This is a genomic window from Cryobacterium sp. GrIS_2_6 (assembly GCF_035984545.1).
In the GTDB taxonomy this organism is placed as follows: domain Bacteria; phylum Actinomycetota; class Actinomycetes; order Actinomycetales; family Microbacteriaceae; genus Cryobacterium.
In genome coordinates this window covers 1,961,640-1,975,828 of record NZ_JAXCHP010000001.1, presented here as the reverse complement: position 1 = coordinate 1,975,828, position 14,189 = coordinate 1,961,640, and the positions used below count along the sequence as shown (strand labels likewise).

At 69.3% G+C, this 14,189-nt stretch carries 12 protein-coding genes; 10 read left to right on the top strand and 2 right to left on the bottom strand.

Annotation, left to right across the window (positions count from 1 at the left end):
• The first annotated feature begins 9 nt into the window (after positions 1-9).
• Both RCH22_RS09805 and RCH22_RS09800 read left to right on the top strand, forming a co-directional pair.
• Positions 10-4,866, top strand: coding sequence for a DEAD/DEAH box helicase (locus tag RCH22_RS09805; protein ID WP_327013808.1), 4,857 nt, complete (start codon positions 10-12; stop codon positions 4,864-4,866).
• A gap of 8 nt (positions 4,867-4,874) precedes the next feature.
• A complete protein-coding gene (locus RCH22_RS09800) occupies positions 4,875-5,654 on the top strand; it encodes a DNA-formamidopyrimidine glycosylase family protein (RefSeq protein WP_327013807.1) in 780 nt (259 codons plus the stop codon).
• Positions 5,655-5,678: 24 nt separating this feature from the next.
• Here the strand turns inward: RCH22_RS09800 and RCH22_RS09795 are convergent, their stop codons facing one another.
• Positions 5,679-6,026 (bottom strand): DUF1844 domain-containing protein, encoded by a 348-nt coding sequence (locus RCH22_RS09795; RefSeq protein WP_327013806.1) that lies wholly within the window; start codon positions 6,024-6,026, stop codon positions 5,679-5,681.
• 294 nt (positions 6,027-6,320) lie between these two features.
• Between RCH22_RS09795 and infC the strand changes: the two genes are divergently transcribed.
• The 3 genes from infC to rplT are packed head-to-tail and all read left to right on the top strand — an operon-like array spanning position 6,321 to position 7,506.
• Complete coding sequence (infC, locus tag RCH22_RS09790) at positions 6,321-6,905, top strand: translation initiation factor IF-3 (RefSeq protein ID WP_134446986.1); 585 nt, start codon at positions 6,321-6,323, stop codon at positions 6,903-6,905.
• Positions 6,898-7,092, top strand: a complete 195-nt coding sequence (rpmI, locus tag RCH22_RS09785; RefSeq protein ID WP_134446988.1) for a 50S ribosomal protein L35 — start codon at positions 6,898-6,900, stop codon at positions 7,090-7,092. The genes infC and rpmI overlap by 8 nt, the downstream gene beginning before the upstream one ends.
• A gap of 27 nt (positions 7,093-7,119) precedes the next feature.
• Positions 7,120-7,506 carry a 50S ribosomal protein L20 gene (gene rplT / locus RCH22_RS09780; protein WP_134446990.1) on the top strand — a complete coding sequence of 129 codons (387 nt, stop codon included), beginning with the start codon at positions 7,120-7,122 and terminating at the stop codon, positions 7,504-7,506.
• A 118-nt stretch (positions 7,507-7,624) separates the two neighbouring features.
• On the opposite strand, the gene RCH22_RS09775 is transcribed toward rplT, so the two are convergent.
• Entirely contained in the window at positions 7,625-9,856 is a 2,232-nt protein-coding gene (locus RCH22_RS09775; RefSeq protein ID WP_327013805.1) for a glycosyltransferase family 39 protein, read from the bottom strand.
• A gap of 135 nt (positions 9,857-9,991) precedes the next feature.
• Here RCH22_RS09775 and RCH22_RS09770 point away from each other — a divergent pair, with 135 nt between their 5' ends.
• From RCH22_RS09770 to RCH22_RS09750, 5 genes are all read left to right on the top strand, one after another.
• Positions 9,992-10,792 carry an RNA methyltransferase gene (locus tag RCH22_RS09770; RefSeq protein WP_134446993.1) on the top strand — a complete coding sequence of 267 codons (801 nt, stop codon included), beginning with the start codon at positions 9,992-9,994 and terminating at the stop codon, positions 10,790-10,792.
• A 90-nt stretch (positions 10,793-10,882) separates the two neighbouring features.
• Positions 10,883-11,671: an amino acid ABC transporter ATP-binding protein gene (locus RCH22_RS09765; RefSeq protein WP_134446995.1), complete on the top strand. Its 789-nt coding sequence runs from the start codon at positions 10,883-10,885 to the stop codon at positions 11,669-11,671.
• 71 nt (positions 11,672-11,742) lie between these two features.
• Entirely contained in the window at positions 11,743-12,609 is an 867-nt protein-coding gene (locus RCH22_RS09760) for a glutamate ABC transporter substrate-binding protein (protein ID WP_327013804.1), read from the top strand.
• Positions 12,610-12,709: 100 nt separating this feature from the next.
• Complete coding sequence (locus tag RCH22_RS09755) at positions 12,710-13,357, top strand: amino acid ABC transporter permease (RefSeq protein WP_134446999.1); 648 nt, start codon at positions 12,710-12,712, stop codon at positions 13,355-13,357.
• The gene (locus RCH22_RS09750; RefSeq protein ID WP_327013803.1) at positions 13,354-14,166 is read left to right on the top strand and encodes an amino acid ABC transporter permease; all 813 of its coding nucleotides are present in this window, start codon (positions 13,354-13,356) and stop codon (positions 14,164-14,166) included. The genes RCH22_RS09755 and RCH22_RS09750 overlap by 4 nt, the downstream gene beginning before the upstream one ends.
• Positions 14,167-14,189: the final 23 nt, after the last annotated feature.

The window sequence follows — 14,189 nt, the reverse complement described above, 5'->3', positions numbered from 1 at the left end:
GATGGAGAGATGACCGAGGTCCTGCAGAGATTCTCGCCCGCCACTCGGGCCTGGTTCGGCCAGGCCTTCGCCGCGCCGACCGAGGCCCAGCTCGGCGCCTGGGACGCCATCACCCGTGGCTCGCACGCGCTCGTCGTGGCCCCGACCGGCTCGGGCAAGACCCTCGCGGCGTTCCTGTGGGCCATCGACCGGCTGGCGACGCCGGCTCCTGAGCCTTCCGCGGCCACGGATGCTGCCGGGACGGTCGCCGCCCCGCTGCCGCGCACCCGGGTGCTCTACATCTCCCCGCTCAAGGCGCTCGGCGTCGACGTCGAACGGAACCTTCGCGCTCCGCTCGTCGGCATCACCCAGGCCGCTGCCCGGCTCGGCTTCCCTCCGGTCACGGTGACCGTCGGCGTGCGCTCGGGGGACACCCCGGCCGCCGACCGGCGCAGCCTCGTCAAGATGCCCCCCGACATCCTGATCACGACCCCCGAGTCGCTGTTCCTGATGCTCACCTCCGCCGCCCGGGACTCCCTGCGCGGCGTCGACACCGTCATCATCGACGAGGTTCACGCCGTCGCGTCGAGCAAGCGCGGCGCCCACCTCGCCGTCTCCCTCGAACGCCTCGACGAGCTGCTCGCGCGGCCGGCGCAGCGGATCGGCCTCTCGGCGACCGTCCGCCCGGCCGCGGAGGTTGCCCGCTTCCTCGGCGGCGCTGCCCCCGTGCAGATCGTCAATCCCGCTGCGGGCAAGCGCTTCGACCTCCGCGTCGTCGTCCCCGTCGACGACATGACCCAGCTGGGCCCCGTTCCCGAACGGGAGGGGTCGACAGCGGCCGCCGCGCCGCAGGCCGGTTCGATCTGGCCGCACGTCGAAGAAGCCATCGTCGACGAGGTGCTCGCGCATTCCTCGTCGATCGTCTTCGCGAACTCGCGCCGCCTCGCCGAGCGACTGACCGCGCGCTTCAACGAGATCTACGCCGGGCGCCTGGCGGATGCCGCGGAGCACGGCGCGGGCGAGCTCGCGCCGGTCGGTGCCGGGCTCGCACCGGCATCCGCTGCCGAGGGCGCTGCAGCGGGCGCAGCCGTTGAGGGCTCTGTCGGTGAGGGTTCGGTCGGTGAGGGCTCAGCACGCGGTTCAGCGGGCCCTGCGCGGCCGCCGGCAGACCTGATGGGAGCGAGCGGCCAGAGCGCAGGGGCCGAGCCCCTGCTCGCCCGCGCGCACCACGGCTCGGTGAGTAAGGAACAGCGTTCGATGATCGAGGAGGACCTCAAGGCCGGGCGGCTGCGCTGCGTCGTCGCGACGTCGAGCCTCGAACTCGGCATCGATATGGGCGCCGTCGACCTCGTCGTGCAGGTCGAGTCTCCGCCCTCTGTCGCGAGCGGGCTGCAGCGGGTCGGCCGCGCCGGGCACCAGGTCGGCGAGATCTCCCGCGGCGTCATCTACCCCAAGCACCGTGCCGACCTCATCCACGCCGCCGTCGCCGCCGAGCGGATGGTCGCCGGACTGATCGAGTCGATCGCGGTGCCCTCCAACCCGCTCGACATTCTCGCCCAGCAGACCGTCGCCGCGGTGGCGCTCGAGCCGATCCAGGCCGAGGACTGGTTCGACATCGTGCGCCGCAGCGCCCCGTTCCAGGGCCTGCCCCGCTCGGCATACGAGGCAACGCTCGACCTCCTCGCCGGGCGGTACCCCTCTGACCAGTTCGCCGAGCTCCGCCCCCGAATCGTGTGGGACCGCGATACCGGCCTGCTCACCGGGCGTCCCGGCGCGCAGCGCCTCGCCGTCACAAGCGGCGGCACCATTCCCGACCGCGGGCTTTTCGGCGTCTTCATGGTCGGCGGCGAGCAGACCACAGGGCGTCGTGTCGGCGAACTCGACGAGGAGATGGTCTACGAATCCAGGGTCGGCGACGTCTTCGCACTCGGCACGACGAGCTGGCGGATCCAGGAGATCACCCACGACCGGGTGCTCGTGCTCCCGGCGTTCGGCGAGCCGGGGCGGTTGCCGTTCTGGAAGGGTGACGGCCTGGGCCGGCCGGCGGAACTCGGCGAGGCCGTCGGCGCCTTCGTCCGGGAGGTCTCCGCGCTGCCGGAGGCCGCCGCCCGGGTCCGCTGCGCGGCCGGCGGGCTCGATGAGCGCGCCGCGAACAACCTCCTGGTCTTCCTTGCCGACCAGCGCGCGGCCACCGGCCAGCTGCCGACCGACCGCACCCTCGTCGTCGAACGGTTCCGCGACGAACTCGGCGACTGGCGGGTGATCCTGCATTCCGCATACGGCATGCAGGTGCACGCGCCGTGGGCGCTCGCGGTCGCCGCCCGGGTGCGGGAACGCTACGGGCTCGACGGCGGGTGCGTCGCAAGCGACGACGGAATCGTCGCGCGCATCCCCGACACCGACGCCGAACCGCCCGGCGCCGAACTCTTCGTCTTCGAGGCGGAGGAGATCGAGCAGCTCGTGACCGACGAGGTCGGCGGCTCCGCCCTCTTCGCCGCCCGGTTCCGTGAGTGCGCCGCCCGCGCCCTGCTGCTCCCCAAGTACAACCCCGGCACCCGGTCGCCGCTCTGGCAGCAGCGGCAGAAGGCCGCCCAGCTGCTCGAGGTCGCCCGCACGTTCCCCACTTTCCCGATCATCCTCGAGACCGTGCGGGAATGCCTGCAGGACGTGTACGACCTGCCGGCCCTGCTCGACCTCACCCGCAAGATCAACAGCCGCACGATCCGCCTCGTCGAGACCCGCACGGAGACCCCGAGCCCCTTCGCGAGCACCCTGCTCTTCGGTTACGTCGCCGCGTTCATGTATGAGGGCGACTCACCGCTCGCCGAGCGCCGGGCCACGGCGCTGTCCCTCGACTCGAGCCTCCTCGCGGAGCTGCTCGGCAGGGTCGAACTGCGGGAGCTCCTCGACCCTGCCGTGATCGAGCAGACGGATGCCGAACTCCAGCGCCTGCCCGCCGACCGGCACGCGCGGGGCGTCGAGGGCATCGCCGACCTCCTCCGCCAGCTCGGGCCCCTCACGACCGAGGAGGTCGCCGCCCGGCTCGATACCCAGGACGGCCCCGACGCCGAAACCGGCCTGCTCGAGCTCGTCGCCGGACGCAGGGCGCTGCGGGCCGGGTTCGCCGGCCGCCAGTGGTGGGCCGTGATCGAGGACGCCAGCCGGCTTCGCGACGCCCTCGGCGTTCCGGTGCCGCTCGGGGTGCCCGCCGCCTTCACCGAGGCCGTGCCAGACCCGCTCGGCGACCTGGTCAGCCGGTACGCGCGCACCCACGGCCCGTTCACCGCGGCGGATGTCGCCGACCGCTTCGGTCTCGGTCCGGTCGTCGCCCTCGGGGCGCTGCGACGTCTCGCCGGTACCCGCCGGGTGATCGAGGGCGAGTACCGGCCGCACGGCACCGGCAGCGAATGGTGCGACGCCGAGGTCCTGCGGCGCCTTCGCAGGCGGTCCCTCGCGGCGCTCCGCCACGAGGTCGAGCCTGTCGATCAGATCACCATGGGCCGGTTCCTTCCGTCCTGGCAACACGTCGGCGGGAGGCTCCGCGGCGTCGACGGCGTCGCATCCGTCATTGAACAGCTCGAGGGGGCCCGCATCCCGGCGTCCGCCTGGGAATCGCTCGTGCTGCCCGCCCGGGTAAGCGACTACCGGCCGGCGATGCTCGACGAACTCACCAACGCGGGCGAGGTGCTCTGGGCGGGGGCAGGCACCCTCGCGGGCAACGACGGCTGGATCAGCCTGTACCTCGCCGAGACCGCCGCGCTCACCCTGCCGCCGCCGGCCCCCGTGGAGACCACGGAGCTGCAGCGCGAGGTGCTCGCGACCCTCGGCGGCGGTGGTGGTTTCTTCTTCCGCCAGCTCGCCGACGCGGTCGGTAGCCAGGACGACGTGCTCCTCGCCGACGCCCTCTGGGACCTGGTCTGGGCCGGCCTCGTCGGCAACGACACCTTCGCCCCGGTGCGAGCGCTGCTTTCCGGCGGCCGCACGGCGCACAGCACCCGGCGGGCGGTGCCTCGGGCACGCCTGCACGGCGGGCGCGGCTTCGCCAGGTCGGCGATGCCGCTGCGCGGCGGACCGCCGACGGTGTCCGGCCGCTGGTCGATCGTGCCCGTCGCCGACGATTCACCCACCCGCCGCGCCCACGCCCTCGGCGAGACGCTGCTCGAACGCTACGGGGTCGTCACCCGCGGCGCCGTCGTAGGGGAGGGCGTCACCGGCGGCTTCGCGCTCGTCTACCGCACCCTGAGCGGCTTCGAGGAATCCGGTCGCTGCCGCCGCGGCTACTTCATCGACGGGCTCGGCGCCGCACAGTTCGCGACCGCCGGCACGATCGACCGGTTGCGTTCCTTCACCGAGTCGGAGTCCGGCGCGCGCGGTGGCGGGGGAGTGGGTCCCGCCGCGGCAGGGCAGGGGTCGCCGGTCGTCGTCACGCTCGCCGCGACCGACCCGGCCAACCCGTACGGAGCCGTGCTGCCCTGGCCGGCCCTGCCGGTCGGCACCACTCACCGTGCCGCCCGCAAGGCCGGCTCGATCGTCGTGCTCGTCGACGGCGCCCTCGCGCTCTACGTCGAACGTGGCGGTAAGACCGTGCTCGCCTTCGACGGGAGTCTCGCCGGAGACGTCGACGATGCCGACGGCAGCGCCGCGGTGGCGGGCAGCAGCGCCGGTGCCGCCATCGGTGCCGCCATCGGTGCCGACGTCGCCGCTGCCCGTGACGCACTCTTCGCGGCCGCGGCCGGTGCCCTTGCCGCCACGGTGACGAGTGGCCGGATCGCCAAACTCGGCGTCGAGACGGTCAACGGCGCCTTCGTGATCGGCACCCCGTTCGGCCGCGCGCTCCAGGCCGCCGGGTTCGGCGTGACGCCGAAGGGACTGAAGCTGCATGCCTGAGGCCGACCGTGCCTGAGGGCGACACCGTCTGGCTGACCGCGCACAACCTCGACACGGCGCTGCGCGGGGCCGTTCTGACCCGCTGCGACATCCGCGTGCCGGCCTATGCGACCGTCGATCTCACCGGCGACACCGTGCACGAGGTCGCGAGTCGCGGCAAACACGTGCTGATCCGGGTGGGGGAGGCCAGCATCCATTCACACCTGAAGATGGAGGGCGCCTGGCACCTCTACCGGCACGGCTCGGCCTGGAAGCGGCCGGCCTTCCAGGCCAGGGCCGTGCTCGAGACGGCTGACTGGATCGCGGTCGGCTTCGGACTCGGGGTGCTCGAGGTGTTACCCATCGGGGAGGAAGGCGCCAGGCTCGACTACCTCGGCCCCGACCTGCTCGGCGCCGACTGGGACCCCGCCGAGGCCGTGCGCCGCCTGGAGGGCCGGCCCGAGCGTCCGATCGCGGTCGCACTCGCCGACCAGGCGAACCTCGCGGGTCTCGGCAATGAGTACGTGAACGAGCTCTGCTTCCTGCGGGGCGTGCTGCCCACCCTGCCGGTGGCAGACGTGACGGATGTTGCCGGTCTCGTCGACCTCGCGCACCGGCTGATCGTCGCTAACCGCGGCAGAACAGACCGGATCACCACGGGTTCCGCCCGCCGCGGCGAACAGTCCTGGGTCTACGGCCGCGCCGGCCGCGCGTGCCGACGCTGCGGCACCCGCATCCGCCAGGGCACGCTCGGGCGCTCTGAGCTCGAGCAGCGGGTCACCTACTGGTGTCCCCGCTGCCAGACCTGAAGGATGCGTCAGGGAACGGTCGGGCTAGTTGACCGGGCCGGTGTACTTCTCGCCTGGACCTGCGCCGATCGGGTCCGGGATCGCGGAGGCCTCGCGGAACGCGAGCTGCAGTGAACGCAGCCCGTCGCGCAGGCTCCGCGCGTGCATGTCGGCGATGTCGGGGGCGGCCGCCGTTACTAGCCCGGCGAGGGCGTTGATGAGCTTCCGGGCCTCGTCGAGGTCGATCTGCGTTTCGGGGTCGTCGGCGAGCCCGCACTTCACCGCAGCGGCGCTCATCAGGTGCACGCACGCCGTCGTGATGATCTCCACGGCGGCCACATCGGCGATATCGCGGGTTTCCTGGCTGGCATCCTGGCTTGTGCTACTGGTCACTGCATTCCTCTGTTAGACTCGACCGGGCTCCGAGGTATTTATCTCGGTACGAAAGTGGATAATCTCCCACCCGCGCATACCGCTTCACAAAGGTTACCGGGTTGTTTGCACTCCGCCGTCGTGGCACTGGAAACAGTGGCGCGAAGGTAGACAGGGTGCCGTACGAAGTGTTTGTTGAATTGCTGAGTTTGAGCAATAACGCTCCACCATTTCGCACGCGATTTTCCTCTCTTCGTCGCCAGGCGGCATCCGTTGTCTGGCTGTAGTCACGATGCATGAGAGAAGGAGAGACGCATCAGCGATCCCCGTACAAATGACCGTATCCGCGTCCCTGAAGTCCGTCTTGTCGGCCCCGCCGGCGAGCAGATCGGGGTCGTGGCCATTGACGTCGCACTGCGCATGGCACAGGAGGCGGATCTGGACCTCGTCGAGGTTGCCCCTACCTCCAAGCCGCCGGTCGCAAAGATCATGGACTACGGCAAGTTCAAGTACGAGGCTGCGCAGAAGGCCAAGGAGGCCCGGCGCAACCAGGCGAACACCATTCTTAAGGAAGTTCGGTTCCGCCTCAAGATTGACACGCACGACTACGAGACCAAGCGCAAACGCGCCGAAGGCTTCCTCAAGGCCGGCGACAAGGTCAAGGCCATGATTCTTTTCCGTGGCCGTGAACAGTCCCGTCCCGATCAGGGCGTACGACTGCTCCAAAGATTTGCCGAGGATGTCGCGGAATTCGGTTCGGTCGAATCGAGCCCGACTATCGACGGTCGAAACATGGTCATGGTGATTGGCCCACTGAAGAACAAATCAGAGGCCAAGGCAGAGGCCAATGCACATAGAGCTGCTGATAAGGCAGCGAAACAGGAGGAAAAAAATGCCTAAGATGAAGACCCACTCCGGGACTAAGAAGCGCTTCAAGGTAACCGGCAGCGGCAAGATCATGAAGCAGCAGGCCGGTTTGCGCCACAACCTCGAGGTCAAGAGCACCCAGCGCAAGTCCCGCCTGAACCACGACCAGGTGTTGGCCAAGGCCGACGCCAAGGTCATCAAGAAGCTTCTCGGTCGCTAGACCCCGTACCCCTAAAGGAACAAGAAAATGGCAAGAGTAAAAAGAGCGGTCAATGCTCACAAGAGCCGCCGCGTCATCCTCGAGCGCGCCAAGGGTTACCGCGGCCAGCGCTCCCGTTTGGTCACGAAGGCCAAGGAGCAGCTCACTCACTCCTTCACATACAGCTACCGTGACCGTCGTGCACGCAAGGGTGACTTCCGTCGCCTGTGGATCCAGCGGATCAACGCTGCGTCCCGCCAGAACGGCCTGACCTACAACCGCCTCATCCAGGGCCTCGCCCTGGCCGGCATCGAGGTCGACCGTCGTATCCTCGCCGACCTCGCGGTCAACGAAGCGGCCACCTTCGCCGCCATCGTCGAGAGCGCCAAGGCAGCACTGCCCGCCGACACGTCCGCACCGAAGGTCAAGGCCTAGCCTTCACGCTTCAGCGCCGTTCAGTTCGCTAGCAGTTCGTTCCACCAGCACTTCGCATCACCCAAAACGGGAGCGGGCCCCAGGGCCCACTCCCGTTTTTGCGTGCCCGTGCCCGGTGTCAGGTGGCGGGGGTCGAGAGGTCGTAGACGGTCGAGCCGCCGACCGTGGTCGCGGTGTATGTCGCGGCCACCCAGGTCGCGATCGCCGTCGCTGTGCTGTCGCCGCCGCCCATGCCGCCGCCGCCCTGGCTTCCGGAGATGTAGTAGCCGACGTCGCCGGCCGCGACGTACGCCTGGAACTCGCCGAGCGTCGGCGTCGGGTCACTGCTCCAGCCGCCGATCGCCATCACGGCGACGCCGGTGGCCAGTTCGAGCGTCGCCGCGGACTGCGATCCGTCGACCGCCGCGGCCCAGCGGGCCGTCGATGCCGTGAGCAGGGCGGTGACGTCGGACGAGGTCGCGGAATCCGAACCCGCGCCGGAGGGAGCCGAGCCGGAGTCGCCGGCGTTCGCCGCGGCATCCGTGCCCGTTTCGCTCGTGCCGGAGCCGGTATCGGTGCCCGTCGTTCCGGTCGTGCCCGAGCCGCCCGGACCGCCGGTGCCTCCCGTCGGGGGAGTGCCGCCTGCGCCTTCCGGCGCCGTGCCGCCATCGGGTCTCGTTCCGCCGCCGTCGCCGGTGGGGGCGCCGCCCATCCCGCCGCCACCCGTGCCGCCGCCCATGCCGCTCGACGAGGAAACCGAACCGACGGAGGGGATCGAGCCGTTGTGCGCGACCGAAGCCGTCGCGATCGCGTATGCCGCGCTCCCGCCGAGGCCGCCGAGCATGCCGACCAGAACCGCGACGGTCGTGAGGCGGCGCCGGCTCAGTGCAGCACCGACGACGAAGCCGGCCGCGCCGAGCAGGGTCACCGCGAGAAGTGTCCAGCGCAGCCACGGCAGCCAGCCCGCGTTCTCGGATAGGAGCACGAAGCCCCAGGCGCCGGCGGCCGCGATCATCGCGGCGAGGCCGAGTCGGCCGAACCAGTGCGAACGGCCGTGCCAGAGCACGACGCCGCCGGTGCCGACGAGGCCCGCGATCGCCGGGGCGAGGGCGACGGTGTAGTACGGGTGGATGGTGCCGCTCATGTAGCTGAAGACGAGTCCCGTCACGAGCAGCCAGCCGCCCCAGATCACGAGAGCAGCGCGGGCGCCGTCGGTACGGTGCCGCTTCCGGGTGGCCCAGAGACCGAGGACCAGGGCGAGCAGCGCTGTCGGCAGCAGCCACGAGATCTCGAGGCCCATCTCGCTGCTGAACAGGCGGTTGAGCCCGGTCGTGCCGCCGAAGCTCGAGCCGCCCGCGGCCGTCGTGCCGCCGCCCGCGTTCCCGCCGCCGCCTGCGGTCGCCCCGAAGATCCGGCCGAGGCCGTTGTAGCCGAAGACGAGGTCGAGCACGGTGTTGTCCGTGGACCCGCCGATGTATGGGCGAGCGGATGCCGGCCACACCGCCACCGCGAGCACCCACCACCCCGCCGACACCACGATGGCCCCCGCGGCGACGCCGAGGTGTGCGAGGCGGCGCCAGACGATCGTGTCGGCCAGGAGCAGGTAGGCGAGGCCGAAGGCCGGCAGCACGAGGAGGCCCTGGAGCATCTTGGTCAGGAAGGCGAAGCCGAGGGCGACGCCGGCGAGGGCGAGCCAGCGCCAGCTCGCGGCGGGCAGCGCGCGGACCACGCAGTACGCGGCAGCCGTCATCAGCACTGTCAGGAGCGCATCGGGGTTGTCGAAGCGGAACATCAGCGCCGCTGCCGGCGTGAACGCGAGCACCGCGCCGGCCACGAGCCCGCCGACCGCGCCCGGCCGTGGGCCGAAGGCCACCAGGCTGCGCCGCACGGTCGCGAAGACGAGGGCGACGGCCGCGACGCCCATCAGCGCCTGGGGCACGAGCACGCTCCAGCTCGAGAAGCCGAAGATCCGCGCCGAGAGCCCCATCACCCAGAGCGAGGCCGGGGGCTTGTCGACGGTGATGAAGTTCGAGGAGTCGAGAGATCCGAAGAACAGGGCGGTCCAGCTCCTGGACCCGGCCTGCACCGCGGCGGCGTAGAAGCTGTTCGCCCAGCCGCTCTCGCTCAGGTTCCAGAGGTAGAGCAGGCCTGTGACGATCAGGAGAGCCCAGAACGACGGCCGGATCCAGGCGGCGTCCGCGCGTTCTCCGAGAATGATCCGGGCGATCAGTCCGCGACCCGCCGTCGACGGCGCTGCGGCGCCGGACGCGCTGGACCCGCTGGACGTGCTGGACCCTGTGGTCGCGCCGGGTGTGCGCGGCACGGGTACGGGTGGGCGGGTCACGTGACCCGGAACGATGTGGCCGGTCATGGCTCCTCCAAAGGTTGATCCCTTGAGCTTGCCGAGTGCGTCCATGGGTCAGCTATGCCGGCGCTATGAGATGGCTATGGCCGGCTGTCAGCGCGGCATCCGCGCCGTTCCAGCCCCGGCAAGTAGGCTGGCAGTATGTTAGATAATCCCCGTTCTCCGCGCGTGCGGGCCGTTGCGAAGCTGTCGAACCGGGCCGCGCGGTCCGAGACCGGGCTGTTCCTCCTTGAGGGCCCGCAGGCCGTCGCCGAGGCCCTGAACTTCCGCCCAGAGCTCGTCGTCGAGCTGTACGCAACCCCGACGGCCCTCGAGCGCCACCCCGAGATCGCCGAAACTGCCGTCGATGCCGGCGTCGACGTCGAATTCGTCACCGAACAGGTCCTCGAGACGATGGCGGACACCGTCACCCCGCAGGGCTTCGTCGCGGTCTGCCACCAGTTCCCGACCTCGGTCAAGGAGATCTTCGCCAAGGAGCCGAAGCTCATCGCCATCCTCGAAGAGGTGCGTGACCCGGGCAACGCCGGCACGATCATCCGGGCAGCGGATGCCGCCGGTGCCGACGCCGTGATCTTCACCGGTCGCAGCGTCGACCTCTACAACCCCAAGGTCGTGCGCTCGTCCACTGGCTCGATCTTCCACCTGCCTGTCGCCGTCGGCGTCACCCTCGACGACGTCCGCGAACGCGCCCGCTTCGCCGGCCTCCAGATCTTCGCCGCCGACATCAAGGGCACCGACCTGCTCGCCGCCCGCAACGAGGGACTCCTTCTCGCGCCGACGGCCTGGTTGTTCGGCAACGAGGCCCGCGGGCTGACCGACGAGGACCTGGCCCTCGTCGACCGCTCGATCACCGTGCCGATCTACGGCCACGCCGAGTCGATGAACCTCGCGACCGCGGCATCCGTCTGCCTATACGAAAGCGCCTTCGCGCAGCGCAGCTGACCTGCCGGAAGCGGGCGGCCGGCGTCGGCGAACGCGCGAACCGAGCAAAATTTGGTTCGCATAACTAAGAATCTGTTCTAGGTTTGTTGGATGGAGCCTACAGATCCCACGCCGGCTACGTCGAACATCACGGTGCGTCGGGGCGAGCCCCTCGTGGTCGTTACCGATGTCAACAAGCACTTCGGCGAGCTGCACGTCCTCAAGAACATCAACGCCGTCGTCACCCGTGGCGAGGTCGTCGTCGTCATCGGCCCGAGCGGGTCGGGCAAGTCCACGCTCTGCCGGGCGATTAATCGCCTCGAGACGATCGACTCCGGCGTCATCACGATCGACGGGCAGGCCCTTCCCGAAGAGGGTAGGGGCCTGGCCCGGCTGCGGGCCGACGTCGGCATGGTCTTCCAGGCCTTCAACCTGTTCGCGCACATGACCGTACTGCAGAACGTCACCCTCGGGCCGATCAAGGTGCGCGGGCTGTCCAAGGCCGATGCCGAGACCAGGGCGATGGCCCTCCTCGAGCGGGTCGGCGTCGCCGACCAGGCCCACAAGATGCCCGCCCAGCTCTCCGGCGGCCAGCAGCAGCGTGTGGCAATCGCCCGGGCCCTCGCCATGGAACCCAAGGTCATCCTCCTCGACGAGCCGACGAGCGCGCTCGACCCAGAAATGATCAACGAGGTCCTCGAGGTCATGATCGATCTCGCCAACGACGGAATGACCATGATCGTGGTCACCCACGAGATGGGCTTCGCCCGCAGGGCCGCCAACCGGGTCATCTTCATGGCCGAGGGCGAGATCGTCGAGGAATCGACCCCGGACCGTTTCTTCACCAACCCGCAGACCACCCGCGCCAAAGACTTCCTTTCGAAGATCCTCGCGCACTGAGGATCCTCTTCCCGCAGTACTTGCCGGTCACACGACCGGCGATCCCCGCACACAGCACCCAGGAGGACACCATGCGACTCAATAAAGGTCTAGTGATTTCTGCCATTGCCCTCGCGAGCGTTCTCACGCTCAGCGCCTGCACCGACTCCGGTGCAACCCCCTCAGCTGCCCCCGTCGCCGCCACCCCGACGTTCGCGCCGGGCACGACCATGGCCAAGCTCGCCGAAGCAGGCAAGATCACCATCGGCACCAAGTTCGACCAGCCGTTGTTCGGGCTCAAGGGCCCGAACGGCCCCGTCGGATTCGACGTCGAGATCGGCAAGCTCATTGCGGCCAAACTCGGCATCGCAGCGGACAAGATCAGCTGGGTCGAGACCGTCTCGGCCAACCGGGAACCGTTCATCACGAACGGCCAGGTCGACATCGTCATCGCGACCTACACGATCAACGACAAGCGCGAGGAGGTCGTCTCCTTCGCCGGACCGTACTACGAAGCCGGACAGGACCTGCTCGTGCTCGCCGGGAACCCGAACAAGATCACCGGGCCCGAAGACCTCACCGGCAAGCCGGTCTGCACCGTGAGCGGCTCGACCTCGGAGAAGAACATCGCTGCGTACACGAGCAACGTGATCGCGACGGACACCTACTCCAACTGCCTCGGCCCGCTGCGCAGCGGTGAAGTCGTCGCGGTCACGACCGACAACGTCATCCTCGCCGGTCTCGCCGACCAGAACTCCGGCGAATTCGAGGTCGTCGGCAAGCCCTTCACTAAGGAGCCGTACGGTATCGGGCTGAAGAAGGACGACACCGAATTCCGCGGCTTCATCAACGACACCCTGGACGCCTCCTTCACCGACGGGACCTGGGCAGCGGCCTGGGAGGCCACTGCCGGTAAGGTCCTCGACACCCCCACCCCGCCGACCATCAACCGCTACTAGAACCCGTACGACGCCGGGCGGATGCCCACTGCGGCATCCGCCCGGCCGCGCGTTCGCATGCACCCACCGACACCCACAGACACAGAAGAGGAGTTGAGGCATGGACGCAGTCATCGATAACCTGCCGGTCTTCCTCGAAGGCTTTCGAAACACCCTCGGCCTGCTCGTCATCTCCGGGGTGGGCGCACTCATTCTCGGACTGATCGTTGCCGGCCTGCGCATCTCGCCCATCGGCTCGTTCCGCGGCTTCGCCACGGTCTACACCGAGATCATCCGCAACACACCCCTGACCCTGATTCTCTTCTTCTGCGCGTTCCTGCTGCCATACCTGCAGTTCTCGCCCGGCTACTTCACGCTCGCCGCGATCGGCCTCACCGTGTACACCTCGCCTTTCGTCGCCGAAGCCGTGCGTAGCGGGATCAACGGCGTGCACGTCGGCCAGGCCGAGGCCGCCCGGAGCATCGGGCTCGGCTTCGGCCAGTCGCTCGCCTTCGTGATCCTGCCGCAGGCACTGCGGATGGTCGTGCCGCCCCTGATCAACGTGTTCATCGCCCTCGCGAAGAACACGTCCGTCGCCGGCGCCTTCTTCGTCTTCGAACTCTTCGGCGCCGCCCGCCAGGTCACCAACGACCGCGGCGACCAGGTGCTCGCGATCCTGCTCGCGGTGGCCGTCTTCTACCTGCTGATCACCGTGACCCTCGGCATTATCGCCGGCCGGGTCGAGAAGAGAGTGGCGGTGCTCCGATGACCTCGGTCCTCTACGATGCGCCAGGCCCCAAAGCCCGGCGGATGTCCCGCATCATCTCCTACGTCGGCGTCGCCGTGATCGCCTTCGGTGTCGTCGCCCTCGTGCTCGCCCTGGGAGCCCCGAAGGCGAGCGCCAACGGCGCCGTGCAGCCCGGGCTGTGGGATCTGAGCCGCTGGGATGTCTTCAACGACCTCGAGGTCTGGCGCTCGCTCGGGCGCGGCGCGCTCGCGACCCTCGAGATGGCCGGTGTCGCGGCCGTCCTCGCCCTCGTCCTCGGTGTGCTGTTCTCCTTCGGCCGCGCCTCAGACACGGCCTGGATCCGGGTGCCGACCACGGTCGTCCTCGAATTCTTCCGTGGCATGCCCGTGCTGCTGATGATGCTGTTCGTCCTGCTCGTCTTCTCGACCGGATCGTTCTGGGCCGGCGTCGCCGCCCTCGCCGTCTACAACGGCGCGATCATCGGTGAGGCCCTCCGGGCCGGCATCAAGGCGCTCCCACGCGGCCAGCGAGAGGCCGGTCTCGCGATCGGCCTGACCCCCATCGCGACGCGACTCCGGATCGAATTCCCGCAGGCTTTCCGGCAGATGCTGCCGATCATCATCGCCCAGCTCGTCGTGCTGCTCAAGGACACCTCGCTCGCCTTCGTGGTGGGGTACTCCGAACTCCTGCGCAGCATGCGCGACCTGACCAACTTCTTCGGCAACCGATATTCCTTCTCCTTCTTCTTCGTCGTGCTCGTCATCTACCTCGCGATGAACCTGTCGCTGTCCTGGCTGGCCCGGCGCATTGCCCGGCGGGGCGGTTCGTAACCCACGCACTAAACTTGGGACCT